The sequence below is a fragment of the Acidovorax sp. LjRoot194 genome, from assembly GCF_964253015.1.
Lineage (GTDB): Bacteria > Pseudomonadota > Gammaproteobacteria > Burkholderiales > Burkholderiaceae_C > Acidovorax.
The window spans coordinates 1,664,912-1,688,622 of record NZ_CAXUQB020000001.1; the positions used below are offsets into that span (position 1 = coordinate 1,664,912).

General features: G+C 63.0%; 22 protein-coding genes and 1 tRNA gene. 12 read left to right on the forward strand and 11 right to left on the reverse strand.

The window, feature by feature from the left end; translation table 11 throughout:
• Positions 1-32: 32 nt before the first annotated feature.
• On the reverse strand, positions 33-374 hold the full coding sequence (locus ACSQ3N_RS07655) for a 4a-hydroxytetrahydrobiopterin dehydratase (protein ID WP_056161914.1): 342 nt from the start codon (positions 372-374) through the stop codon (positions 33-35).
• Complete coding sequence (locus ACSQ3N_RS07660) at positions 371-1,678, reverse strand: M48 family metallopeptidase (protein WP_056161916.1); 1,308 nt, start codon at positions 1,676-1,678, stop codon at positions 371-373. The genes ACSQ3N_RS07655 and ACSQ3N_RS07660 overlap by 4 nt, the downstream gene beginning before the upstream one ends.
• Before the next feature lie 85 nt (positions 1,679-1,763).
• Here ACSQ3N_RS07660 and orn point away from each other — a divergent pair, with 85 nt between their 5' ends.
• The 3 genes from orn (at position 1,764) to ACSQ3N_RS07675 (ending at position 6,231) form a co-directional block, all read left to right on the forward strand.
• Complete coding sequence (gene orn, locus ACSQ3N_RS07665) at positions 1,764-2,375, forward strand: oligoribonuclease (protein WP_056162581.1); 612 nt, start codon at positions 1,764-1,766, stop codon at positions 2,373-2,375.
• Between the two features lie 329 nt (positions 2,376-2,704).
• Complete coding sequence (locus tag ACSQ3N_RS07670; protein ID WP_056161918.1) at positions 2,705-4,585, forward strand: DEAD/DEAH box helicase; 1,881 nt, start codon at positions 2,705-2,707, stop codon at positions 4,583-4,585.
• A gap of 164 nt (positions 4,586-4,749) precedes the next feature.
• Positions 4,750-6,231: a sensor domain-containing diguanylate cyclase gene (locus ACSQ3N_RS07675; RefSeq protein WP_082516686.1), complete on the forward strand. Its 1,482-nt coding sequence runs from the start codon at positions 4,750-4,752 to the stop codon at positions 6,229-6,231.
• A gap of 72 nt (positions 6,232-6,303) precedes the next feature.
• On the opposite strand, the gene ACSQ3N_RS07680 is transcribed toward ACSQ3N_RS07675, so the two are convergent.
• Both ACSQ3N_RS07680 and bcsZ read right to left on the reverse strand, forming a co-directional pair.
• Entirely contained in the window at positions 6,304-7,536 is a 1,233-nt protein-coding gene (locus tag ACSQ3N_RS07680; RefSeq protein ID WP_056161921.1) for a multidrug effflux MFS transporter, read from the reverse strand.
• A gap of 161 nt (positions 7,537-7,697) precedes the next feature.
• Entirely contained in the window at positions 7,698-8,882 is a 1,185-nt protein-coding gene (bcsZ, locus tag ACSQ3N_RS07685) for a cellulose synthase complex periplasmic endoglucanase BcsZ (protein ID WP_056161926.1), read from the reverse strand.
• A gap of 195 nt (positions 8,883-9,077) precedes the next feature.
• Here bcsZ and ACSQ3N_RS07690 point away from each other — a divergent pair, with 195 nt between their 5' ends.
• The gene (locus ACSQ3N_RS07690; protein WP_436145993.1) at positions 9,078-9,284 is read left to right on the forward strand and encodes a hypothetical protein; all 207 of its coding nucleotides are present in this window, start codon (positions 9,078-9,080) and stop codon (positions 9,282-9,284) included.
• 8 nt (positions 9,285-9,292) lie between these two features.
• On the opposite strand, the gene ACSQ3N_RS07695 is transcribed toward ACSQ3N_RS07690, so the two are convergent.
• On the reverse strand, positions 9,293-9,472 hold the full coding sequence (locus ACSQ3N_RS07695) for a hypothetical protein (protein WP_156371841.1): 180 nt from the start codon (positions 9,470-9,472) through the stop codon (positions 9,293-9,295).
• Positions 9,473-9,929: 457 nt separating this feature from the next.
• Here ACSQ3N_RS07695 and ACSQ3N_RS07700 point away from each other — a divergent pair, with 457 nt between their 5' ends.
• Complete coding sequence (locus tag ACSQ3N_RS07700) at positions 9,930-10,715, forward strand: hypothetical protein (RefSeq protein WP_156371843.1); 786 nt, start codon at positions 9,930-9,932, stop codon at positions 10,713-10,715.
• Between the two features lie 21 nt (positions 10,716-10,736).
• On the forward strand, positions 10,737-11,639 hold the full coding sequence (locus ACSQ3N_RS07705; RefSeq protein ID WP_436145994.1) for a hypothetical protein: 903 nt from the start codon (positions 10,737-10,739) through the stop codon (positions 11,637-11,639).
• A 1,117-nt stretch (positions 11,640-12,756) separates the two neighbouring features.
• Here the strand turns inward: ACSQ3N_RS07705 and ACSQ3N_RS07710 are convergent.
• A tRNA-Lys gene (locus tag ACSQ3N_RS07710) sits at positions 12,757-12,832 on the reverse strand.
• 84 nt (positions 12,833-12,916) lie between these two features.
• On the reverse strand, positions 12,917-13,834 hold the full coding sequence (locus tag ACSQ3N_RS07715; RefSeq protein ID WP_369817098.1) for an NAD(P)-dependent oxidoreductase: 918 nt from the start codon (positions 13,832-13,834) through the stop codon (positions 12,917-12,919).
• Between the two features lie 129 nt (positions 13,835-13,963).
• On the opposite strand from ACSQ3N_RS07715, the gene ACSQ3N_RS07720 reads away from it, so the two are divergent.
• Positions 13,964-14,845, forward strand: coding sequence for an alpha/beta hydrolase (locus tag ACSQ3N_RS07720; RefSeq protein ID WP_056162586.1), 882 nt, complete (start codon positions 13,964-13,966; stop codon positions 14,843-14,845).
• A gap of 24 nt (positions 14,846-14,869) precedes the next feature.
• Here the strand turns inward: ACSQ3N_RS07720 and ACSQ3N_RS07725 are convergent, their stop codons facing one another.
• The 3 genes from ACSQ3N_RS07725 to ACSQ3N_RS07735 form a co-directional block, all read right to left on the reverse strand.
• A complete protein-coding gene (locus ACSQ3N_RS07725) occupies positions 14,870-15,847 on the reverse strand; it encodes a GMP reductase (protein WP_056161928.1) in 978 nt (325 codons plus the stop codon).
• A 273-nt stretch (positions 15,848-16,120) separates the two neighbouring features.
• The gene (locus ACSQ3N_RS07730; protein ID WP_056161930.1) at positions 16,121-16,834 is read right to left on the reverse strand and encodes a hypothetical protein; all 714 of its coding nucleotides are present in this window, start codon (positions 16,832-16,834) and stop codon (positions 16,121-16,123) included.
• 1 nt (position 16,835) lies between these two features.
• Positions 16,836-17,447: a hypothetical protein gene (locus tag ACSQ3N_RS07735; protein WP_056161931.1), complete on the reverse strand. Its 612-nt coding sequence runs from the start codon at positions 17,445-17,447 to the stop codon at positions 16,836-16,838.
• A gap of 65 nt (positions 17,448-17,512) precedes the next feature.
• Here ACSQ3N_RS07735 and ACSQ3N_RS07740 point away from each other — a divergent pair, with 65 nt between their 5' ends.
• The 5 genes from ACSQ3N_RS07740 (at position 17,513) to ACSQ3N_RS07760 (ending at position 22,499) form a co-directional block, all read left to right on the forward strand.
• A complete protein-coding gene (locus ACSQ3N_RS07740; RefSeq protein WP_056161933.1) occupies positions 17,513-19,957 on the forward strand; it encodes a UvrD-helicase domain-containing protein in 2,445 nt (814 codons plus the stop codon).
• A 12-nt stretch (positions 19,958-19,969) separates the two neighbouring features.
• Positions 19,970-20,407 carry a hypothetical protein gene (locus ACSQ3N_RS07745; RefSeq protein WP_082516688.1) on the forward strand — a complete coding sequence of 146 codons (438 nt, stop codon included), beginning with the start codon at positions 19,970-19,972 and terminating at the stop codon, positions 20,405-20,407.
• 392 nt (positions 20,408-20,799) lie between these two features.
• On the forward strand, positions 20,800-21,438 hold the full coding sequence (locus tag ACSQ3N_RS07750) for a hypothetical protein (RefSeq protein WP_235507224.1): 639 nt from the start codon (positions 20,800-20,802) through the stop codon (positions 21,436-21,438).
• A 13-nt stretch (positions 21,439-21,451) separates the two neighbouring features.
• Positions 21,452-22,219 (forward strand): OmpA family protein, encoded by a 768-nt coding sequence (locus tag ACSQ3N_RS07755; RefSeq protein ID WP_235507225.1) that lies wholly within the window; start codon positions 21,452-21,454, stop codon positions 22,217-22,219.
• A gap of 10 nt (positions 22,220-22,229) precedes the next feature.
• Complete coding sequence (locus ACSQ3N_RS07760; protein ID WP_056161941.1) at positions 22,230-22,499, forward strand: hypothetical protein; 270 nt, start codon at positions 22,230-22,232, stop codon at positions 22,497-22,499.
• A gap of 91 nt (positions 22,500-22,590) precedes the next feature.
• Here ACSQ3N_RS07760 and ACSQ3N_RS07765 read toward each other — a convergent pair whose 3' ends face one another.
• Positions 22,591-23,685: a DUF1513 domain-containing protein gene (locus tag ACSQ3N_RS07765; protein WP_235507226.1), complete on the reverse strand. Its 1,095-nt coding sequence runs from the start codon at positions 23,683-23,685 to the stop codon at positions 22,591-22,593.
• Positions 23,686-23,711 lie beyond the last annotated feature (26 nt).

The following is a 23,711-nucleotide window of genomic DNA, read 5'->3' on the forward strand; positions in this document are numbered from 1 at the left end:
GTGGGTGACGGGTCATGCGGCGGCGGCTGTGGTCAGGCCACGAGTGCATCGAACTGGGTCGCGCACTCGAAGTCGGTGGACGAGATGCCGTGCACGTCGTGGGTGTTCAGGCGCACCACACAGCGGTTGTAGTGCACCGACAGGTCGGGGTGGTGGTCCTGCGCGTTGGCAACGAAGGCCAGTGCATTCACGAACGAGATGGTCTCGTAGTAATTGGCGAAGTGAAAGGTCTTCTCGATGGCCACGTCGGCGCCGTCGCCGGTCAGCTTCCAGCCCTCGACCTTGGCCAGGTTGGCGACCACTTCGGTCGCGGTCAGGGCGCGGCGGGTCTGGGTGGACCAGTCTTTTTTCTTGAGCATGGAGGTTGTTGTCATGGTTGGGCCGTAGGTTGCATCCGCGCCAGCCGTTCGGTGGCGGGCGGGTGCGAGTAGTAGAACTTCACGTACACCGGGTCGGGTGTGAGTGTGGAAGCATTGTCTTCGTACAGCTTGAGCAGGGCCGACGACAGGTCGGCGCCGCTGGCCTGGGACACGGCATAGGCGTCGGCCTGGAACTCGTGGCGGCGCGACTGCTGCGAGAACAACGGCGAGATGAAGAACGTGAACACCGGCACCACCAGAAGGAACAGCAGCAGGGCCAGGGCGTCGTTGGGCGCAGCCGCCATGGCGGGGTCCAGCGAGATGTTGGGCCGCACGCCCAGGCCCGTGTAGAACCACACCTGGGTGGACAGCCAGCCCAGCAGCGCGAACCCGGCCAGGCTCAGGGCGAACATCGTGACGATGCGCTGGACGATGTGGCGGTGCTTGAAGTGGCCCAGCTCATGGGCCAGCACGGCCTCTACCTCGCCCGGGGCCAGCTGGCGCAGAAGCGTATCGTAGAACACCACGCGCTTGGCGGCGCCAAAGCCGGTGAAGTACGCATTGGCATGCGCGCTGCGGCGGCTGCCATCCATCACGAACAGGCCCTTGGCCGAGAAGCCGCAGCGCTGCATCAGCGCCGTCACGCGGGCCTTGAGCGATTCGTCTTCCAGTGGTTGAAACTTGTTGAACAGCGGGGCGATGAAGGTGGGGTAGACCACCATGAGCAGCAGGTTGAACCCCATCCAGAAGCACCAGGCCCACAGCCACCACAGCGGGCCTGCTGCGCCCATCAGCCAGAGGATCATCGCTGCGATCGGCAGGCCGATGACGGCGCCCACCAGCAGGCCTTTGGCCGCGTCACCCAACCACAGGCGCCAGGTCATCTTGTTGAAGCCGAAGCGCTCTTCCACCACGAAGGTCTGGTACAGAGAGAGCGGCAGGTCGATCAGCCCGCCAATGGCGGCAAAAGCCACCAGCAACGCCAACTGCTGCCCCATGCCGCCGCCCAGCTGTGCCAGCAGCGCCTGGTTCAGCGCGTCCAGGCCTCCCAGCAACGTCCAGCCCAGCAGCACGGCGGCGCCGAGCGACATCTCCAGCAGCCCCAGGCGGGCCTTGGTCACCGTGTAGTCGGCGGCCTTCTGGTGTGCGGCCAGCGGTATGCGTTCTGCAAAAGGGGCGGGCACGGTGTCCCGGTGGCGCGCGACGTGCCGGATCTGCCGGGATGCCAGCCAGAGTTTGAGCGCAAGCCCCAATGACAGCGCGGCGGCAAACGCCAGGGTCAGCAGCAGGGAGGGGGAGAGGTCGTCGGAGATGGGCATGTGGGCCGAGAGTTTACCGGGGGACGCTCTGAAGGGCCGCATGCTGCACCTGTCGCCGTCGGGGGCATCGGCGACAATGCCCGCCATGTCCGAAGCCCAACCTACCCCGACACCCGTGCTTGCCAAGTCCGACCAGAACCTCGTCTGGCTCGATTGCGAAATGACTGGCCTGGAGCCTGACACCGACCGCCTGATCGAGATCGCCGTTGTCGTGACAGGCCCCCACTTGGAGCCTCGCATCGAAGGGCCCGTGTTCGCCATCCACCAGTCCGACGAACTGCTCAATGGAATGGACGCGTGGAACAAAGGCACCCATGGCCGCAGCGGCCTCATCGACAAGGTGAAGGCCTCCACAGTGACCGAAGAGGACGCCGAGCAGCAGATCCTCGCCTTCCTGGCGAAATACGTGCCCAAGGGCGTGGCCCCGATGTGCGGCAACAGCATCGGACAGGACCGCCGCTTTCTGGTGCGCTACATGCCCAAGCTGGAGCGGTTCTTTCACTACCGCAACGTGGATGTGAGCACGCTCAAGGAGCTGGCCAAGCGCTGGAAGCCCGAGGCCTACACCACCTTCAAGAAGGCCCAGAAGCACACCGCCCTGGCCGATGTGCACGAATCCATCGAGGAGCTGGCGCACTACCGCAAGCACTTGCTGGCTGTAGACGTCGTGGATGCCGCGGGTGTAAAGGCATCCTGACCGCTGCGCCCGCCTGGAGGTTGCGAGGCGGAGCACGGCGGCGCATTTCGCCATCTCCCTGCGCGTCTCAAAAAAAAGGGGTTGCGGGGAAACCCTTAATCATGCGATAATCGCTGGCTGCGCAGGAATCCCTCGCAGTTTGTGCATCTCCCCTCACACACCGGGCTTGCCAGCCGACTGTCTCAAGATAGTGCAGGACTGGCGAATAACGCCCACCCGCTCAGGCCTTCAGAGCCAGCGCAGGTTTCGTTTGATGGTTGATGTTTTTTAACCATTTGACGAAGCCAATCGTGGGCTGCGCCCGCGACCGTCTTCGTGAGAGAAAAATCATGACTGACACCTCCTTGGTGCAGGGCGAATTCGCGCCTGCAGATACTTCCTTTGCTGCCGACATTTCCGTGCAGTCCTCCCCCCTCGACGCCGTGGCAGACATTGTGTCCGCTGAAGCCGACGTGGCCGTGACGGCTGAGCCCAACGGCTTCGTCGAACTGGGCCTGGCCCCTGAACTCGTTCAGGCCGTGGCTGATCTGGGCTACACCCAGCCCACCAGCGTGCAGCTCAAGGCCATCCCCCTGGCCATGGGCGGCGGCAACGATGCCACCAAGTTCATCGACTTGATGGTCTCCAGCCAGACCGGCTCCGGCAAGACGGCCGCCTTCCTGCTGCCCGTGCTGCACACGCTGATCAACCAGCAAGCCGCTGCCGAAGCCGAAGAACGCGCCGCTTTCGAGCGTTCTGTGGCCGAAGCCGCTGAGCGCGGTGAACCCGCTCCCAAGCGTGCCAAGCGCAAGGACCCCACCAGCTCGCGCAACTTCAAGGCTGCCACCCCTGGCGCCCTGATCCTTTGCCCCACGCGTGAACTGGCGCAGCAAGTGGCGCACGACGCCATCGACCTGGTCAAGCATTGCCGCGGCCTGCGCGTTGCCAACGTGGTGGGCGGCATGCCTTACCAGTTGCAGATCGCCAAGCTGCAGAACGCCGACCTCGTGGTGGCCACCCCTGGCCGCCTGCTGGACCTGCAGCGCTCGATGCAGATCAAGCTGGACAAGGTGCAGTTCCTGGTGGTCGACGAAGCCGACCGCATGCTCGACCTGGGCTTCTCGGACGACCTGGCCGAACTGAACCAGCTGACCGCCCAGCGCAAGCAGACCATGATGTTCAGCGCCACGTTTGCGCCACGCATCCAGCAGCTCGCCATGCGCGTGATGCACGACGGTGGTTCGGGTGTGCAGAAGGTCACCATCGATTCGCCGCAGGAAAAGCACGCCAACATCAAGCAGATGCTGTACTGGGCCGACAACGCCCAGCACAAGCGCAAGCTGCTGGACCACTGGCTGCGTGACACCGGCATCAACCAGGCCATCGTGTTCGCCAGCACCCAGGTGGAGTGCGACGGCTTGGCCAACGACCTGCAGCAAGAAGGCTTCTCGGCCGTCGCGCTGCATGGCGCCCTGAGCCAGGGCCTGCGCAATCGCCGCTTGATGGCGCTGCGCGCCGGTCAGGTCCAGATTCTGGTGGCGACCGATGTGGCTGCACGCGGCATCGACGTGCCCACGATCACCCACGTGTTCAACTTCGGCCTGCCCATGAAGGCCGAAGACTACACCCACCGCATCGGCCGTACCGGCCGTGCGGGCCGCGATGGCCTGGCCATCACGTTTGCCGAGTTCCGCGACCGCCGCAAGATCTACGACATTGAGTCGTACAGCCGCCAGCAGTTCAAGGCCGAAGTGATCCCTGGCATGGAGCCTTCGCAGCGCCCGCCACAGGCTCCCCGCGCTGGTGGTGATTTCAGTGGCCGTGGCCGCCCCGGCGGTGGTTACGACCGCGACAGCCGTGACCGCAAGTTCGGCGGCCCGGCACGTGGCAACGGCAACGACCGTGGCGGCTTCGGTGGTGGTTTCGGCGGCGGCTTTGCCGGTCGTGATGCCCCGCGTGGTGGCGCTCCCCGCGGTGACAACAATGGCGGCGGTTTTGGCGGCCGTGATGACCGCGGTTTTGCCCCTCGCCGTGATGGCGAAGGCTTTGGCCGCAAGCCTGGCTTTGGCGACGCTGGCCGCGGTGGGTTCGCTCCCCGTGCCGATGCCGGTGCACCGCGTGGTGACTTCGCGCCCCGCAGCAAGCCTGGCTTTGCCAAGCCGGCTGGTGGCGGTGCCAAGCCTTTCGTGGCCCACGATGCGCGCAAGCGCCCTGCGCGCCCCGCTCGCTGATCGACAAGCTTTGCTCTGATCCGCTGCCCGATGAAGGCCGCGAGCAGGATGCACAAGGAAAAGGCTGGTACCGAAAGGTGCTGGCCTTTTTTGTTTTGGCACCCGCCTGAAGGCCTGCAGAAGGTGAGGGCGGCTCGACAATAATGGCTTCGGAGGAATCTGTTGTGTCGTCTTCTTTATCTTCAGTCGCGGACTTTGAGCACATGTTCGACCTTGCGCCGGTCTCGCTCTGGGTCGAGGACTACAGCGCCGTGAAGCAGCTTTTTGACAGCTGGCGCGCTGAAGGCGTCACCGACCTGCGCGCTCACCTGGCGCAAGATCCCGCCCGTGTGCGGCAATGCAGCGCTGCCTTCAAGGTGCTGCAGGTCAACCGGCGCACCCTGGAGCTGTTTGCTGCCGACAGCCAGGACGCCCTGTTGGCAAACCTCGACAAGGTCTTTAGGGACGACATGCACGACGCGTTGACGCACGAGCTGGCGGCTCTGTGGGCGGGAGAGCAGGAGTTTTCGAACCAGAGCGTCAACTACGCGCTCGACGGCCGGCGCCTGGATGTGCAGATTCGCGGGCGCATCCTGCCCGGCTACGAAGACAGCTGGGCGCGCGTGCTGCTGTCGCTCGAAGACATCACGGCCCAGGTGCGCGGCGCCAGCCGGTTGCGGCGCAGCGAGCAATACGCCAGGGACCTGTTCGAGCATTCGCCCGTGTCGCTGTGGGTGGAGGATTTCAGCGCCGTCAAAAGCCTGCTCGATGGCGTGCGGGCCCAGGGCATCGACGACTTCAAGACCTTCATCACCGTGCACCCCGAGTTCGTGTCGCGCTGCATGCAGGAGATTCGTGTCATCGACGTGAACCAGCAAACCCTGCGCATGTTCGGCGCCAGCAGCAAGGACATGCTGCTCAACAACATCGGCCGAGTGTTTCGCGGAGAGATGCACGAATCCTTCGCCGAACAGCTGATCGACCTGTGGGAGGGCAAGACCTTCCAGCAGCGCGAGGTGGTCAACTACGCGCTCTCGGGCGACGCCGTGCACATCCACATGCAGTTCTCGGTGCTGGCCGACCACCTGGCCGACTGGGGGCTGGTGCTGCTGTCGCTGGTGGACATCACCGCCCGCAAGAAGGCCGAGGCATACCTCGAATACCTGGGCAAGCACGATGTGCTCACCCAGCTGCGCAACCGCGCGTTCTACGCCGAGGAGCTCAACCGCATCACCCGCAAGGGGCCGTGGCCGCTGTCGATCATCGCCATCGACCTCAATGGCCTGAAGGTGGTGAACGATGAGCAAGGCCACGCAGCGGGCGACTCCATGCTGCGGCGGGTGGGCGAGGTGCTGGCGAAAGCGGTCGACCTGCCCGCCTGCGCGGCGCGCATCGGCGGAGATGAATTCACCGTGCTACTGCCGGGCATGGATGAGCGCAGTGCGTTTGCATTGCAGGACCGCATCCTGTCGATGGTGGACCTGAACAATCAGTTCTATCCGGGCCAGCCGCTCAGCCTGGCGATGGGGGTGGCGTCATGCCGCTCGGGCGACGCGGTGGAGGCCACCATCCACCGTGCGGACCAAGCCATGTACGCCGAGAAGCTGCGCTACTACCAGGACAAGAGTGTGGACCGGCGGCAGTTGGGCAGGGACGGTGCTGGCTGACCCCTGCGGGGAAGCAGCGCTGCTGCTGTGGGCTTGCGCGCTGCTGAGCTCATGCCCAGCCGCAGCAGGCCGTCATCCGGCCGCCGGCGCGCGGCCGATCTCGGGCCAGCGGTGGTGCAGCACCATCCACGCGACCAAGCCCACGCACATCATCAACAGCGATGACAGCGCCAGCAGCACGGTGGAGTGCATCACCAACGGCACGATGACACCCGCGACCAGTCCATTGGCAGTGGAGCCCACGAAAGCCTGCATCGACGACGCCATGCCGCGCCGCTCCGGGTACAGGTCGAGCACCAGCAGTGTCACCACCGGCACCATCAGCGCCCAGCCAAAAGAAAAAACGGCGATGGGCGCCAGCGCCCACGCCACATGCACCGGAAACAGCAGGTTGGCGGCAAGATTCAGCACCGCCACGGTGAACATGATCACGAACCCATGCCGGATCTGCCGCTTGGGCGCGATCTTGCCCGCCAAACGCCCGCTGAGCCAGGCGCCGCCCATGATCCCCGAGATGGTGAGGATAAAGAACCAAAAGAACTGCGTGGGCGCCAGTGCCAGATGCTCGCCCAGGAACGCCGGAGCCGCCAGCACGTACAGGAACATGCCATTGAACGGCACGCCGCTGGCCAGCGCCAGCAGCACAAAGCGCGGGCTCGAGCCCAGTTGCCAGTAGCCGCGCATCAGGTGCGGTACGTTGAAGGGCTGGCGCAGGTCGGCGTGCAGGGTTTCGGGCAGCAGCTTGAAGTTGGCGACCCACAGCACCACGCCCACCAGGGTCAGAAACCAGAAGATGCTGTGCCAGCCCGTGTGCACGAACAGCCAGCCGCCCACGATGGGCGCAATCGCCGGGGCCACCCCGAAATAGATCGTGACCTGGCTCATCACCTGTTGGGCTCGCGCGGGCGGGAACATGTCGCGGATCACCGCCCGCGACACCACGATGCCCGCGCCCGTGGACAGGCCCTGCAGCGCCCGGAAGGCGATGAGTTGCCCGATGCTCTGCGACAGCGCGCAACCCGCCGAAGCGATGGTGAACATCGCAATGCCGCACAGCACCACCGGCCGCCGTCCAAAGCTGTCCGCCAGCGCGCCGTGGAACAGGTTCATGAACGCAAAGCCGAAGAGGTACGCCGACAGGGTCTGCTGCATTTCCACCGGCGTGGCGCCCAGTGCCGTCGCGATGCCGGTGAAGGCGGGGATGTACGTGTCGATGGAGAACGGACCCAGCATGCCCAGGACGGCGAGCAGGGCGGCCAGGGCCCATTGCGGGGCGCGCCAGAGCGATTGGGCGTTGGGATTCATGGGGCAGGGCGGGTGGGTGGCGTCACGGGCAATGCATGCCTTGTGGGCACTGTGTGTGGATGCGCGTGCGGGGAGTACGATCTTAAGGCGTCAGAGCGGCGACGAGGAGGCCGACGCCCTGGGCGCGACGCAGCAGCAAGGCCTCACGCAACAGTTCACGTTCACGAAGCTTTGCGCTTTTGGGGCGTGAGCTGCCCCGAAGCAGAAAACCTGTACCAGCCGTCCATCCAGCCTTGCCCAAATAGCGAGAGTGTTTGCTCGTAGTAGGCCGTGGGCCGGATGGGCGTGGCAGCCAGCCGACTGCGCTGCGCCTTCAGTGCACTGTCATCCCCTTGCGCTTGCAAGAACGGCAGCAGGGCCGCAGAGAACCCGGCCGGGCCGGGGCCGGAGCCTTGTCCTGTGAGCACATCAACAGCCTCCGGCGGGTGGCCTTGTTCGCGCACATACCGCGCCATGGGGGCCAGCGCTGCGAGCACCGCTTTGCGGCCTGCAGCACCGGGTGCCAGCATGCCCGCCCACAGGTAGACGCGGATGGCGTTGTAGCCACCCTGGCCCTTTTCCTTGCCCTTCTCGTCGACGAGGAAGCCTTGTTGCGCGTCATACAGCGTCCAGTCGGGGGTGTAGCCCTTGGGGGACGACCCCACGATGATCTTCTCGGAGCTTTGCGCCAGTTGCTTCCACGCGGGCTGTTGTGGGTACAGCGTGGCCAGCCGCTGCATCACCTGCAGCGGCATGTAGCTGGGGTTGAGCTTCCAGCGGCCCTCGCCCTCGGTAAAGCCGCGCGGCGCGGGCAACAGGCTCAAGCCCAGCGCGGGGATGTCCGCCGTTTCTTCGGCCACGATGCGCTGCGCCAGGCGCGCGCCCAGTGCGTGGTAGCGCGGCTCTTTCCACAGCCGCGCAGCCTCGCCCAGCACGTACGCAATCCAGATATCGGCGTCCGACGCCGCATTGCTGTCGATCACGCCCCAGCTCCCGTCCGGGCGCTTGCCCCACAGCCACGCGGACAGGCGGGCGCCCAGGTCGCCACCGCACAGGTTGTTCTCGGTCCACCGCAGCAGCGTATCGAAGCCCTTGCGGTCATTGGCCACCAGTGCAAAGAACAGCCCATAGGACTGCCCCTCCGAATAAGTGCGCCCACCTTCTCCGTCGTCAGAAATCACGCGCCCTTCGCCGCTCACGAACTGCGCCTTGAACGTGTCCCAGTCCGGCCAATGCCCACCTTTGGGCAGCGACGGGACCGGCGCAGCGTTGGGGGCAGGCTGCGCGCGTGCAGCCGACCAAAGCGCCGGCGTCAACGCACTGGCCCCGATGAGCAAGGCTTTGCGTCGGTGCAGCGGTGATGGCATGGCGGGATCTCCTGGGTGGTGTGTACAAAAAGTAGGGCGGGGCTGTGCAAGTGCTGCCTTGTGCATCAAGGACCCGGCAGGGATCGGATGACATTCGCTACTCAGGCAGGCAATGTTTTGCCCGGCGCGTGCGGAGACTGTAGACAGCAGGCAATGGTAGTCCACCAAAAATGGTAGATCACGAACGACACGTGAATGTTGACGGGTTGGAACGTGATTGACCGCAACCTTCTTGCCGTTCATGCACAGCGATTGCTGCATGAGTGCTGGGTGAATATGACAGTTGACTTCCGGGTGGAGAGGCATGAAGGCGGTCGCTGGATGGCGTTACGGCTGGATATATCGACTTTTCGCATCAAATATCTCAGCCGCAAGAATAATCGAGTTTCTCTTGTACTTTGAGTTAATAATTATTTCTGTGACCGTTTTGCCCGAAGTATATCAGCTTGTTGATAAACAAAATCTTTATTTTTCAAGGTGCCTATGATTTCTTTGAGAGATATTTTCCCCAATGGCGTTTCGATTCTCAATGGTGCACGAATAGCAAAGCTCAGGTGACGAGTCACTGCTCTAGCGGTGCTCATGGCCATGCAAGGCTCCAATAAATTTGACTCAGAATTTCATCTTCGCTTTTTCGGCACACAACAAGACAAGACTTGATCATTTCTTATCGCGCAAATTGAGTGTCTATAAGTGTTTACCCTTGTTTGTTAGATTTTTGTCTAGTACATTGTGATTGGTTTAATGTGTGTGCATATTAAAGATGCGTAGTGCCCCAATGGTTGGCGCAAGTCTGACTAACTCTTGCTGCGAGGCAAATTCATGTAGCTGGATGGATTTCAAAGTAATTCAAATTGTTGCAGAGAAAATGGTTCAACTTGGTATGTGTTGCAAATGCTGCAAAATTTTTGGTGTATTCGGTTTTATTGGCGGTCTACTGCGCAATTTCATGGTGCAAAAAATTCCATAGAATATTTTCTACTGCGAGTGTCCGGCTAGCTCGTCAGCGCATCAATCCAGCCGTGATAGCCAACCGAAAGGATCGAAATGCCTATCAAGATGACAATGAAGAAAATTGCAGTGGGGCTTTCAATGAGTGCCATTGCAACTTTAGCGGTTCTGCCTACGCCTAGTATCGCCGTCACTCCAGATCCACATTATTCTATCAGTGGCTTCTGGACTTTTCCAAGAGCCTTTACCGAATTGTTCGACTGGCGTTCTTTTGCGGGTTGGGGATCTGTCGGTGCAATCAATACCGTGGCGCTTGCACTGACTGGCGCCAGTGAAGGCGATGTGACTACTGCAGCCTTTACCACACTTTGCGGGTCAGGCACTGCCGCAGTTTTAGCCAACTGGAAGCCAGTTAGTGATCCGTCTGCCTCATCTCATATTAAAGCAATTATTAAGGCGGCTGGGGTTACTTCTGTTGCCTCAGCTTGCAATTGGGTTGCTCCCAGTATCTTTGGGCGTATGGATTTAGAGATTCGTAAGGCTCAGAACTATATAAATTATTCGATGAATGCCACTGATTTGGATGATCTCAAAACTGCTGCGTCGAGGATTACTGCATCGACTGAGTCGGCGAGAGTTACGTTCCGCAATATAGCTTTTCATCAATCGGAGTTGGATAAGGCCAAAAGAGAATATCATGCCCTTTACTGCGATGAGGGCGGTTCTGGTGGAATTGGTCTCATTGCGGCACGATGCATGCATCTATCAATTGAAATGGCGAAAAGTGCAACCAAAATTTCCGAAGCCGCAAAAGATGCCTTGTATTTTGGTGATACCAATTACTTTCTCATACAGCAAATTGGCCGACTCATTAAAACCTAAATAACAACAGCAATGCGCGTCATGACTCCAATATACCGTAAAGCGATTGCCGCCTTTCTTTTTGGTGCGGTTTTAATCAGTACTCTATTAATACTCACCAGAGAAGAGCCTGAAATTCACAAAAATTCTGGTGAGAGTCGGGCTGGTGTCATGGCGCGTGCGCCTTCCGTTGAGCGTGAAGTCAACAACGCCGCGTGGAGTTATGCGGCTATGCCGAGTGGTGCGTATTCGAAAATGGATCCTGCTGAATTTGCAAAAATACCCCTGCCTAGAAGCGGGCATCCTTCATTTGATCGGGCAAATTTTTTAATTTTTTGTCAGGATTATATTAATTCTGTCGACGCTTTACAAAACCCAATTGCAGAGCTCACAGCTCAAATGCCAAATAACCCGAGTGTTGAGTCATTCATCTTTATGCGTGAAGTGCAAAGAATTCGTTGCAAAGACATAAAGAAAGATGAGTACGAGAAAATTGAAGCATTGATGAATGAGGCCGCCGAGGCAGGTGATCCCGGAGCTCGTACCTATCTAGGGTCCAAGATTCTTTTGGCAGATTTGAAAACCTCCGAATCGTCGACTGGCACAATTGAAAAGCGTCCTACCCCGGCCGAAGTAAAGACTGCGGCAGAACAAATGCTTGAGTTGGCAATGACTGGAAACCGATTGGCCGTTAGCCAAGCATATATCGTGACCAGTACAGATCGCTACGGGTTGAATGATCCAATCGCAGCGGCAGCATGGAAAATGGTAATGTTTCAACGTCCAGATGCATCTTCATTTGACATGGATATCCCTGACGTACAACTACCAGAAACGATGAGTGAGTCCGATAAATCAAAGGCAGTTGCCAGGGCAAGGGAGTATTTCAATTTGTGTTGCAGACGCTTGGATACCTTGTCTGGTCAGGTCCAGTCGTCCAAGTGATTGTTGAATGGGACCTCTGAATATGGCGTAGTCACTCGCAGATCCCGAAAGCCACCTCATTGGTGGCTTTTTTTACGAACATGTGTTGGTGTATCCAGCCATCTTGCTACCCCAAATAACCGCACTCATGAGCTCTGGCACTGCCTTGCCGGCGGGCGACATGATGGGTTGTGCCGGATTTTGATGTCGTGACACGTAGTACCACTTCGCGATGAAGAGCGATCTATGGCGCGAGCAGGGGTAAGCAGGCGCACTTTCACCACTGGCCCCAATCGCGGCTTCGTACGTTCCGGCTTGGCAGCGAACACCGTGCATTGAGTGTCTGTTGGCTTGCTCCTGAAGCGATCGAAATGGCGGTAGCTTGGCTGTCAGCGACCGGCCTTCTCACGCCATTCAAAATTATTGCTTTTAGCGTCAACTGGGCTGAAGCAAAGGTATACATTGCACTTTGGAATGGGGTTGATCCCGATAACCAGAGCATGATAATTTTTTCGAACTAATGTCGATCCTTTAAACCACGAGGTAAATTTTGAGAGATCACTTGATGCTTTTGATTTTCGTCTTGTCGGTATCAGCTCTCACTGGATGTGCCCCACGTGGGGATGCGAGAGCGTCGCGGCCGGCTGTTCAGCGGGACATTGAAAGCTATGCAATAGCTAGCTGCCTAGCTCAACAAACGAACGAGTATGTCAAAGATCAAGGTGATGCTTGGGCGTCCGTCATCGTTCAGCGTATGAAAGGCGATTTTGATGCCCTAGCGGAGATTTCAGAGCAAGTAAAGCGTGAGAGTGCTCAAGACAAGATCCCGATGACGCGTGACGAGTCGAATCCTATGAGGTCCAAAGCGTTGCCAGTAATGCACTGCGGAGAGCTTATTGACAGGCCTGCGGTGCGAGCTGCGATCCAGAAGGCCGTTGTAGCTCTCCGGCCATCGTACGCGCAAGAGTGAGGCGGCGGACGGCAGGGGCCGTTGGCCTCTGCGCGAGCCCTCGTCGACTCGCCAGCACTAATGGATGGATATGAGACGGCCACATAAACATCACATATCCGCGCCAAAGAAAAAAGCCGCTGCTACCATTTTGATAGCTGCGGCTTTTCTGGCCATGCGGCCTAAGTTTGGTGGGTCCTGAGTGACTCGAACACTCGACCTACGGATTAAGAGTCCGCTGCTCTACCAACTGAGCTAAGAACCCAAACTTTTCGTAAATCTGTCTGCATTGCTGCAGAGCCTCGAATTATGCACTAGTTTTTCAGCACTTTGCAAGTGGTGCCAAAAATTATTGCTGCGCGTTGCGGCTGGCCAGCTCGATGAACAGGCCGCTGTGGTCCAGTTCGCCCAGGCCGTGTTCCACGCCTTCGGCGTACAGGTTTTCGAAGAGTGCGGTGATGGGGGCGTCGAAGCCGATCTCGCCGGCGGTGGCCAGGGCGTTGCGCATGTCCTTGAGCTGCACCGCCATGCGGCCGCGGGGGGCGAAATCGCGCTCGACCATGCGCTGGCCGTGCAGCTGCAGGATGCGGCTGTCGGCAAAGCCGCCGCTGATGGCTTCGCGCACCTTGGCCATGTCGGCGCCGCCCTTGGCGGCGAACAGCAGCGCTTCGGCCACGGCGCCGATGGTGATGCCCACGATCATCTGGTTGGCCAGCTTGGTCAATTGGCCCGCACCGTGTGGGCCGACGTGGGTGGCACGGCCAAGCGCCTCGAACACGGGTTGGCCGCGGGCGAAGTCTTCGGGCCGCCCGCCGACCAGGATGGCCAGGGTGCCGTTTTCGGCACCCACGGTGCCGCCGGAGACGGGGGCGTCCAGGTGCGTGAGGCCCATCTCGCCCAGGCGGGCGGCGTGGTCGCGGGCTTCGCGGGGCTGGATGGACGCCATGTCGATGAAGAGCGCGCCTTTGCGCATGGCGCTGGCAGCGCCGGTGTCGAAAAGCACCTGCCCGACCACGGGGCCATTTTCCAGCAGGCTGACCACGATGTCGGCATGCTGGACGGCGCTGGCAGGGGTGTCATGCACGGTGATGCCGAACGCGGCCAGGGGCTCGGCCTTGGCGCGGGTGCGGTTCCAGGCGTGGACCTGGTGGCCCGCTTCGCGCAGGCGGCGCGCCATGGGGCGGCCCATCATGCCAATGCCGAGGACGGCGATGCGAAGCCGTGGAAGCTGTGGAAGTGGCGGGGTGGTGGTCATGGCGCTGTCCATCCTCTGATCATTCTCTGATGTTGTCTCTCTGGACATCATGGTCCTTTTTGGTGCGCGTCCCTGTCACGGAGCTTGCAGCCCGGCCCGATTGCCCAGATGATTCCGCAGCACAAAAAAGGAGACACATCCATGAGCCTGCCCCTGAACGACCCCGCCTGGCTGGAGCGCATGTACAACAACCGCGCGCTGGTGCCCGACCACATGGATTACCTGCAGCGCTGGGCGAAGACGTCCGCCGACGTGCGTGCCAGCCAGCCCTGTGTGCTGGATGTGGCGTACGGCACCGGAGTGCGCGAGACGCTGGACATCTTCCCCGCGGCGCGCACCGCGCCGGGCGGTGTGCCGGTGCTGGTGTTCATCCATGGGGGGTACTGGCGCGCGCTCGACAAGTCCGATCATTCCTTCATCGCGCCGCCGTTCACGCAGGCGGGTTTTTGTGTGGTGGTGGTGAACTACGCACTGTGCCCCGGCACGCCCGAGGCGCCGGTGACCATCCCGCACATCGTGCGGCAGATGGAAAAGGCGGTGGCGTGGGTGGCGCGCAGCATCACGGGCCATGGGGGCGACCCGCGGCGCATCACGGTGGCCGGGCACTCGGCGGGCGGGCACCTGGCTGCCATGATGCTGACCAGCGTGTGGTCGCTGATCGGCAACGGCCTGCCCGACGGGCTGGTGCGCAGTGCGCTGTCGATCTCGGGCGTGCATGACCTGGAGCCGCTCAAGCACACACCGTTCCTGCAGGACGCCTTACACCTGACCGATCAGCACGTGCTGCAGGACAGCCCCTCGCGCCTGCTGGCGCCGGAGCACGGCATTCTGTACTGCGTGGCCGGCGGCGACGAGAGCGAAGAGTTTCGCCGCCAGAACGGCCTGGTGCTGCAGTCCTGGGGCGAGCATTCGGTGCCCCGCTGCCAGATATTGCCGGGGCTGCACCACTTCAGCATCCTCGACACGCTGGCCCAGCCGGGCAAGGACCTGCACCACATGGCGCAGAACCTGTTGCGGATGTAGGGCCGGCGGTCCGCGGCCTGGCGGCTACATCAGCAGGTGCTCGCCCGCGTTGTCGCCGCCCAGGATCACGTAGTTGACCTTGCGGATGTCCATCAGCTTCTTGCCGCCGGCGTAGCTGATGGAGCTTTGAACGTCCTGCTCCATCTCGATGAGCGTGTTGGCCAGTTGGCCCTTCACCGGCTCCAGGATGCGCTTGCCTTCGACGTGCTTGTACTCGCCCTTGTTGAAGTCGCTGGCAGAGCCGTAGTACTCCTTGAACAGCGCGCCATCGACCTCGACGGTCTGGCCGGGCGATTCTTCGTGGCCGGCGAACAGCGAGCCGATCATCACCATGCTGGCGCCAAAGCGGATGCTCTTGGCGATGTCGCCATGGCTGCGGATGCCGCCGTCGGCAATGATGGGCTTGGTGGCCACGCGCGCGCACCACTTCAAGGCCGACAGCTGCCAGCCGCCCGTGCCAAAGCCGGTCTTGAGCTTGGTGATGCACACCTTGCCCGGGCCCACGCCCACCTTGGTCGCGTCGGCGCCCCAGTTTTCCAGGTCGATCACGGCCTCGGGCGTGGCCACGTTGCCGGCAATCACGAAAGCCTTGGGCAGGTGCTGCTTGAGGTAGCCGATCATGTTCTTCACGCTGTCGGCGTGGCCGTGCGCGATGTCGATGGTGATGTACTCGGGCGTCAGGCCCAGGGCCACCAGCTGGTCCACGGTGTCGTAGTCGGGCTGCTTCACGCCCAGCGAGATGGAGGCGTAGCAGCCCTGCGCATGCATGTCCTTCACGAACTGGACATTGTCCAGGTCGAAGCGGTGCATCACGTAGAAGTAGCCGTTTTTCGCCATCCAGGTGCAGATCTTTTCGTCCACCACCGTCTTCATGTTGGACGGCACCACCGGCAGCCGGAACGAGCGCCCGCCCAGCTCCACGCTGGCATTGCACTCCGAGCGGCTCTCGACGAGGCACTTGCGGGGCAGCAGCAGAACATTGTCGTAGTCGAAGATTTCCATGAGATTCCAAGCTCCATCAAAGGACGCAGCAAAACGATTTTTGCTGCGGTGGGCGCTTGGCTTGCCCCGGCTTGGTTTGTGGGCGGGGCCGTGGTGGCCGCTCCGAACCCCGCACTGCGCGGGCACAAAAAAACCGGGCGTCAAGAAACTTGGGCCCGGTGATTGATTCTACCCGCCTGTTCAGTGCACGTTATAACGATGCGGGTATGACCGGTATGGCCTTGCTGCTTTCAGGTCGCAGGGTCGGCCCTTTGGGCGGCCACCGCGTTGGGGTCAGCGGCAGGCGGACTGTGCAGCCGCCACCATGCGCCCCTGAGCGTCCTGCACCCAGCCCACCATGCGCAAGCGCTCTGGCTGCGAGCCTTCGGGGATGCGCATGGGGCGAATCTCCTTCCAACCCGAACGCTCCTTTTTTGATAGCTGGTTGCGCCCGTCCCATGTGCCCTGCAGCAGATTGCGCACCACATTGCGCGCTACCGCGGTGCCTTCGGCGCCTGCAGGGATCGACTCCACCATCAGCAGGTTGAACGTCCAGGGGCCCTCGGCTGCACCGCGCTGCGAGCCGCCCCGTGGTGGGGTGAGCGAAATCGCCGCACCGAGATAGTCATTGAACGGCAACCCGTGGGCCACGCGCAGCCGGCCGGGCGCGGGGGCTTCGGTGGTGGCGATGTGCACATCCGATCGCGTCGGCACGCTGCGCCCCAGCGCCTGCAAACGTGCCAGCGCATCGTTGGTGGCCGCTGCCGACAGTGGGGCATCGTCGCCTGCGGCGGTCGGCACGATCCAGTCGATGACCAGTGCAGCGGACTGCGCCGACGGCGCAGGCGTGTTCGGCTCGCCCCAGCAGGCCTCGCAATCGGCGCTGATGAAGCGTTCGAGCACGGCGACAGGCCGGGGTTGACCGTCGCTGGAGCAGGTGGCTTGCGCAGAAGCAAGCAGCGGCAGGCAGGCGCTGATGAGCGTGGCAGCAGCTACGGCAGACCGCATGTCAGGTACCGGTCCGGCATTCGGGGGGGAGCGGCGTACCCGGAATCACAACCTCGGGGCGGCACGGATCGGCCTTGCGCACCTGCCGGATGCCTGCGGTGTAGTCCTCTTGTGCAACCCGAGCAGCGGTGCCGTCGGGCATATAGGCTGTGAATTCGTAGCTCAGGTTTGTGAGGGTTTGAGAATCCACGCTGATGGCGTATTTGCAAGCAGCCTCCTGGGCCCACAGCTGGCTGCTGGACTGGGCAAGGCCCTTGGCCTGGATCTGAGGTGCGTAGTGGCTCTGCAGCACCAACAGGTTGCTGGTCACCCGGTACTGGGCCAGACCTTGCGCGTTGCGCATCGGGGTATCCACCGTCTGCACCGACACAGGTGCCCATGTGCGGGGGCCGACCGCCTGGACCGGCCATGCAAAGGGCTGCACATGCGCAACCATCCAGGCGCACACGGCGGCATCCTGCGAGTACGTCAATGCAGGCATGGGTACAAGCGGCGGCACACCTGCGCCGGGGCCTTCTTGCGCCGTATCTCCGTTGCCACCGCCGCAGCCGGCCAGCACGACCGACAGTGTTGTTGCGCAAGCCAGCACGTGCCGGCGAATGTTGTCCTTCACAGCAGGTTCCTCCCATGGATGCATGTCACTGCATCATAGGACGAAGGCTTTCCTACAATGCCTGGATGTCCCCACAAGATTCGCTAGCTGGCTTCGAGCCCCTTTCTGCGTCCGCTGCGCAGCAGCCCACGTCGCCCCTGCTGCAAAACCTCAACGACGAGCAACTGGCCGCCGTCACGCTGCCGGCAGGCCATGCGCTGATCCTGGCGGGCGCGGGGTCCGGCAAGACGCGGGTGCTCACCACCCGCATTGCCTGGCTGCTGCAAAACGGCTACGCCACGCCCGGCGGCATTCTGGCCGTGACGTTTACCAACAAGGCCGCCAAGGAGATGGTGGCACGGCTGTCAGCGATGCTGCCGGTGAACGTGCGCGGCATGTGGATCGGCACCTTTCACGGCCTGTGCAACCGCCTGCTGCGCGCGCACCACAAGGCTGCGGGGCTGCCGCAGTCGTTCCAGATCCTTGACACGCAAGACCAGCTCTCGGCCATCAAGCGCCTGTGCAAGCAGTACAACGTCGATGAAGAGCGGTTTCCGCCCAAGCAGCTGTCGTACTTCATCGCCAGCTGCAAGGAAGAGGGCATGCGCCCCGGCGACGTGCCCACGCAAGACAGCGACAGCCGCAAGAAGGTCGAGGTCTATCAGCTGTACGAAGAGCAATGCCAGCGCGAAGGCGTGGTCGATTTCGGCGAGCTGATGCTGCGCAGCTACGAACTGCTGCGCGACAACGAACCCATCCGCGAGCACTACCAGCGCCGCTTCGCGCACATCCTGGTCGACGAGTTTCAGGACACCAACAAGCTGCAGTACGCCTGGCTCAAGCAGCTGGCCGGCAATGAGATCAGCGGGCGCTTCGAGGCGCGCGGCAGCGTGATCGCGGTGGGCGACGATGACCAGAGCATCTATGCCTTCCGCGGTGCACGCGTGGGCAACATGGCCGACTTCGTGCGCGAGTTCGACGTGCAGCGGCAGATCAAGCTCGAGCAGAACTACCGCAGCTACAGCAACATCCTCGACTCGGCCAACACGCTCATCAGCCACAACAGCAAGCGCCTGGGCAAGAACCTGCGCACCACGCAGGGCCCTGGCGAGCCGGTGCGGGTGTACGAGGCCAGCACCGACCTGGCGGAGGCGCAGTGGATGGTCGACGAGATCCGGCAGCTCGTGCGCAGCGATGGCTTCGAGCGCAAGGAGATCGCCGTGCTCTACCGCAGCAATGCCCAAAGCCGGGTGATCGAATCGGCGCTGTTCAACGCCAGCGTGCCCTACCGCGTGTACGGCGGCCTGCGCTTCTTCGAGCGCGCCGAAATCAAGCACGCGCTGGCGTACCTGCGCCTATTGGAGAACCCGCAGGACGACACCAGCTTCTTGCGCGTCGTCAACTTTCCGCCGCGCGGCATTGGCGCGCGCAGCATCGAGGTGCTGCAGGACGCAGCCCGCGCCACCGGCTGCTCACTGCACGATGCCGTGAGCGCGGTGCCGGGCAAGGCGGGGGCCAACCTGGGCGCGTTCGTCGCGATGGTGGACGTGCTGCGCGAGCAGACCCAGGGCCTCAACCTGCGCGGCATCATCGAGCAGATGCTCGAATCGTCGGGCCTGCTGGAGCACTACCGCGCAGAAAAAGAAGGCGCCGACCGCATCGAGAACCTGGAAGAACTGGTCAACGCGGCCGAGAGCTTTGTCACGCAAGAGGGCTTTGGCCGTGACGCCGTGGCCCTGCCGCTGGATGAGCACGGCAGCCCCCTCACGCAGAGCGCGGTCAGCCAGGGCCTGGACCCCAACGCCCCCGTGCTGGACGAGGCGCTGCAGCAGCCCACGCCCGGCATCGTCGACGCCGACACGGGCGAGACGCTGTCACCACTGGCCGCATTCCTCACGCACGCGGCGCTCGAAGCGGGTGACAACCAGGCCCAGGCCGGGCAGGACGCGGTGCAACTGATGACGGTGCACGCCAGCAAGGGCCTGGAGTTCGACGGCGTGTTCATCGGCGGCATGGAAGAGGGCCTGTTCCCGCACGAAAACTCCGCCAACGAGCGCGATGGCCTCGAAGAAGAGCGCCGCCTGATGTACGTGGCCATCACCCGCGCACGCAAGCGCCTGTACCTCAGCCATTCGCAGACCCGCATGTTGCATGGGCAGACGCGCTACAACATCAAGAGCCGCTTCTTCGAAGAGCTGCCCGAAGCCGCGCTCAAGTGGATCACGCCCAAGCAACAGGGCTTTGGTACGTATGCTCCTAATTCAGGAGCTGGTAGCGCTTATGGGTCCAGCGGTAGAGGCCCTTTTGGCTTCAAATCCGAGACCTTTGCCAGCCCCCCGGTGCCGGTGCAGAAGGCGGCGCCCTCGCACGGACTGCGGGCGGGTGTTGCGGTCTTCCACACCAAGTTCGGCGAAGGCAAGGTGCTGGCGATCGAAGGCACGGGCGACGACGCGCGCGCGCAGGTCAACTTTCCGCGCCACGGCACCAAGTGGCTGGCGCTGTCGGTGGCCAAGCTCACGGTGGTGGACTGAAGCAAGCCCGCCATGCCGATGAGCAGCACGCTGTCGTGGCGCACGCAGTGGGCCGAGTACCGCAGGCCCTGGAAACTGTCCGCCCTGGCCGTGGGCATCGGTTTGCTGCTGCTGGGAGCTGAGCTGACGCCCGCGCCAGACTGGGACGTCCCCATCAGCTTCATCATGGGCCTGCTGGCGTATGCCACCGCTCCCTGGAGCTTGCGCGTGCTCATGGAGCGGCAGTGGCGCGTTCTGCCCCTGGCGGTGTTCATGACATGGTTCACCGTCGACGGGTGCTACGCGATCTACTGGTATGTGAAGGACCCGGCCGTGCTGGAGCTGATGCGGGACGTGAACTTTCTCGCCTCACTGACGCTGTACGGCATGTGCGGCTTGGTGTGGCTGTACCAGGGGTCGCTGCGGCAGGGCTGGCAGGCCCTCTGTCAGCCCCGCTTGTCGCGCCGGTGAGCGCCATGCCGCACCACCGTTGAAAGGCATGTGTTGAGCGTTGCGGCTGCACCTGGTCCTATTTGGCTGTGGGTCCCGCCATCGTGATCTTCATGGCCTGCACAAGCCGTGGGAGTGTTTCGTGCTTCGCAATGCTGTAACGCACTGTGAGGCTCTTCATTGAGTTTTCATAACTCGGTGAAACGGTGGATTGCCCTGCACTATTGCGCCAGGCCTGCCTGCTCAGCGTCATTGCCCAGCTTCTTTGCCATTCCAACGGTCGTGCTGCAGCGCTGCAAAGCAGCCTACAACTCCTTACCCCTGCGCGGCCAGGGTCTCCAAGAATGGGTCAACGCATGGCGCCCATCCTCTGTTCCCTGGCGTCCACTGCGATCCATTCTGGGAGGACAACCATGGCATCACCCCCGTCGCTATATGCATCCGAATTTCGTTTCCAACCTGTGAGCCGGGCTGCCGCTGTCGTGCTGCTCGCCAGCTGGCTGGCCGCCTGCGGGGATCGCGCCAACGAGACAGCGGCAGCACCGTCGACAGGGGCGGCAGCGGCGGCATCACCGGCATCTCCCGCAGTGCCTGCAGTGGCTGCCACGCCGGTGTCGCCGGCCCATCCGACTGCTGCTCCTGCTGTCGCCGCTGTGCAGGCCGCACCCGTCAAGTTGCCACTGGCCGTACAGGGGGTCGCACCTGCGGGGCTGACCGTGCGCATCAAAGGTGCCGAAGTGGGTGGCGATGCCACCGTGCTGGACGTGAGCATCTCGTTCGCCAACCGCATCACCAACTCGACGATGCTGGCGCTGGCCGACACCTACCTGCAGGACGAAAGCGGCGCCAAGCTGCACATCCAGCGCCCCGAAGGCAACCGGGACATCACCATCCGCGAAGGACAAACGCTGGAGGGGCAGCTCGTCTTTATGGGCAGCGTGGCGACCAGCGCGCGGCAGCTCAAGCTGGTCTTCAACGACGGCAACCAGGGCGACAACATCGTGGCACCTGGCCTGGCCATCGACGTGCCACTGCCCGCCGCCAAGGGCTGACCGCGTGGGGTGTGTGCGATCCAATGCAGTCTCGCAAGGCCTGGTGCTTGCGTCGGTGGCAGTGGGGCTTGTGGCAACGCTGCTGATGACCCCGTCGGTGGGTTGGGCACAGCAGGTGCGAGGCGCTGATGTGCGCAGCGGCCGGTCGCTGAAAGACTTGCCCACGCAATTGCGGCCGGCTGCCGCAGCACCCGCCACACGGCTCAGCCCGGTAGATGGGCAGGGAGCGCTCGGCGCCTCATCGCGGCAGACCTTACTCCAGGCCGCAGCGCCCGCCACCTCGCTGGCGGCTGCAGCACAGCCGCAGACGACGCTGCTGCGGCAGGCAGAGGTGCCGCCGCAGCGGCTGGCCATCACCCGCAGCTTGCTCGCAGAGCTCCATGCGCGGCCTACCGCGCAGCAAGCGATCTCCATCGACCTGCCTGCCGACGTGCTGTTCGATTTTGACAAGGCCACCCTGCGGCCTGATGCGCTGCCCACGCTGCAGAAGGCGGCAGAGCTGATCCAGAGCTATCCGAGCGCGCCGTTGCGCGTCGTGGGCCACACCGACAGCAAAGGCTCCGATGACTACAACGACACGCTGTCGCAGCGCCGCTCTCAGGCAGTGGCGCATGCACTGCAAGAGCGCACGGGCCGCAGTGCCGCAGCCCAGGGGCGCGGCAAGCGCGAACCTGTGGCTGCCAACACCACGCCGGACGGCCAGGACGACCCCGCGGGCCGCCAGCGCAACCGGCGCGTGCAGATATTGATCGAGCCACCGGCGGGTGGCGTCCCCTCATGAAGGAGAGCTTATGGCGTTGATCACATGCCCCGACTGCAACCGACAGGTGTCCTCACTGGCCGTGGCCTGTCCGGGGTGCGGCTACCCCATCGCTTCGGCCCATGGCGAGTTGGGCCCGGGCGGCCAGAAGCCGCTCAGCGCCCTGCAGTCGCCCCAGGTGTGGGGCCGTGTGACCGGCGTGGTGGGCGCCTGGCTGGTCGCACCGTGGATCGCCCGCATGCTGGCCGTGGTGGGCGCCTGCGTGATGGGGTACTTTCTGTTTCGGGGCGGCCGGCAGTGAGCGGATGAACTGAGGGCTGTTTGGCGCGGTGCAGCGCGGTGATTCCGTCTGAAGCAGAGGCCGTAGCAGCCGCCGGTTCACAACCGCGTCGTCAGAGACGCACCCAGTGGTTGTCCATACGCGCACCGGCCAGGGCGTGGGCATGCGGATGCGCGACAGGGCGGTCCCCCTGCGCGTCCTGCAGCGTGCGCGTGAGCCCTGCCGCCCAGAGCTGGTCTTGCGCATCGGCGGCCAGCGCGCATACTTCTTCGAGCGGAATCAGTCCGCGCCAGGTGCCGTCGGCCGCGAAGTGCGCCACGCCGTCGACCCGGGGGCAGCTCACCGCCCAGCCAGCGCGGGTTGCGGCAATGCTGCCACCGTAGCCATACAGCGACCGCGGCGCCGCATGCGGCGTCAGCTGGCGTCCATCGAACCGCGCCAGGATGGGCGCCGCCGCCTTCGCGGCGCTGTCGCCATGCTCGGCCTGCAGGGCAATCCCCAATGTCTTGCCATCGGGGCTCCACGCCAGGTGGCGCAGGCTCAGGCGTTTGTCCTCCAGCCGCCATTGGCCCAGCAGGTCGCCCTTGCGGCCGTCGAGCCGTACCAGAGACGAATCCATGGTGTCCAGATCGCGCTTGACCCGGCCCGTTTCAGGCGATGTGGGCACGCCGCCGTTGGCAACGATCAACGTGGGCGCGCCACGACTGCCGGTGTCCCAGATCAGTTCGTGGGCGTCGATGCCGTGGGTGGGCCACTCGGCGATTTTTTGCAGCGTGGCGGCATGCCGCACGCCGATCAAGCTCTGGCCGGTTTCCGTATCGGTTTCGGTGGTGTAGACGCGTTGGCCGTCCGGGCTGCACAGTGCATGGCCGTTGAAGGAGCGCTCTCCGTCCTGCCACAGCCACAGGGGTGGGCGGCTGCCCCGGCCTGGCTGCCAGTGCACCATCCAGTCGCCCGGTCGGCGGGACACGGCCAGCACCGCGCCGCCGGGCAGCACGCACAGGCCATGGGCGCGGGTCGGCACCTCCATCGCAGCGCGCACCTGCAGGGCCTGGCCCGCGCCTTCGTGCGCTGACAGCGAGCCTATGTAGAAGCTGCCCTCGCGCTCCCAGGCAGCCGCGAGCGAGATGCCTGCAGGGCCGCCTGCGCCGGTGCTGGCCCATGCGCTGCGCGGCAGCACCGTCCACGCGCTGAGGCCAGCGAGCATGGCCAGCACCTGCCGCCGGTTCTGCC

What these genes read in the sequence shown, in the direction of transcription:
- ACSQ3N_RS07720 (WP_056162586.1), top strand. Translation starts at nt 13,964, where the DNA reads ATGAGCCTGCCCCTGAACGACCCCGCCTGGCTGGAGCGCATGTACAAC.
- ACSQ3N_RS07750 (WP_235507224.1), top strand. Translation starts at nt 20,800, where the DNA reads ATGGCATCACCCCCGTCGCTATATGCATCCGAATTTCGTTTCCAACCT.
- ACSQ3N_RS07700 (WP_156371843.1), top strand. Translation starts at nt 9,930, where the DNA reads ATGCCTATCAAGATGACAATGAAGAAAATTGCAGTGGGGCTTTCAATG.
- ACSQ3N_RS07760 (WP_056161941.1), top strand. Translation starts at nt 22,230, where the DNA reads ATGGCGTTGATCACATGCCCCGACTGCAACCGACAGGTGTCCTCACTG.
- ACSQ3N_RS07765 (WP_235507226.1), bottom strand. Translation starts at nt 23,685, where the DNA reads ATGCTCGCTGGCCTCAGCGCGTGGACGGTGCTGCCGCGCAGCGCATGG.
- ACSQ3N_RS07740 (WP_056161933.1), top strand. Translation starts at nt 17,513, where the DNA reads ATGTCCCCACAAGATTCGCTAGCTGGCTTCGAGCCCCTTTCTGCGTCC.
- orn (WP_056162581.1), top strand. Translation starts at nt 1,764, where the DNA reads ATGTCCGAAGCCCAACCTACCCCGACACCCGTGCTTGCCAAGTCCGAC.
- ACSQ3N_RS07695 (WP_156371841.1), bottom strand. Translation starts at nt 9,472, where the DNA reads ATGGCCATGAGCACCGCTAGAGCAGTGACTCGTCACCTGAGCTTTGCT.
- ACSQ3N_RS07660 (WP_056161916.1), bottom strand. Translation starts at nt 1,678, where the DNA reads ATGCCCATCTCCGACGACCTCTCCCCCTCCCTGCTGCTGACCCTGGCG.
- ACSQ3N_RS07655 (WP_056161914.1), bottom strand. Translation starts at nt 374, where the DNA reads ATGACAACAACCTCCATGCTCAAGAAAAAAGACTGGTCCACCCAGACC.
- ACSQ3N_RS07725 (WP_056161928.1), bottom strand. Translation starts at nt 15,847, where the DNA reads ATGGAAATCTTCGACTACGACAATGTTCTGCTGCTGCCCCGCAAGTGC.
- ACSQ3N_RS07715 (WP_369817098.1), bottom strand. Translation starts at nt 13,834, where the DNA reads ATGGACAGCGCCATGACCACCACCCCGCCACTTCCACAGCTTCCACGG.
- ACSQ3N_RS07670 (WP_056161918.1), top strand. Translation starts at nt 2,705, where the DNA reads ATGACTGACACCTCCTTGGTGCAGGGCGAATTCGCGCCTGCAGATACT.
- ACSQ3N_RS07745 (WP_082516688.1), top strand. Translation starts at nt 19,970, where the DNA reads ATGCCGATGAGCAGCACGCTGTCGTGGCGCACGCAGTGGGCCGAGTAC.
- ACSQ3N_RS07680 (WP_056161921.1), bottom strand. Translation starts at nt 7,536, where the DNA reads ATGAATCCCAACGCCCAATCGCTCTGGCGCGCCCCGCAATGGGCCCTG.
- ACSQ3N_RS07690 (WP_436145993.1), top strand. Translation starts at nt 9,078, where the DNA reads ATGTTGACGGGTTGGAACGTGATTGACCGCAACCTTCTTGCCGTTCAT.
- ACSQ3N_RS07705 (WP_436145994.1), top strand. Translation starts at nt 10,737, where the DNA reads ATGACTCCAATATACCGTAAAGCGATTGCCGCCTTTCTTTTTGGTGCG.
- bcsZ (WP_056161926.1), bottom strand. Translation starts at nt 8,882, where the DNA reads ATGCCATCACCGCTGCACCGACGCAAAGCCTTGCTCATCGGGGCCAGT.
- ACSQ3N_RS07730 (WP_056161930.1), bottom strand. Translation starts at nt 16,834, where the DNA reads ATGCGGTCTGCCGTAGCTGCTGCCACGCTCATCAGCGCCTGCCTGCCG.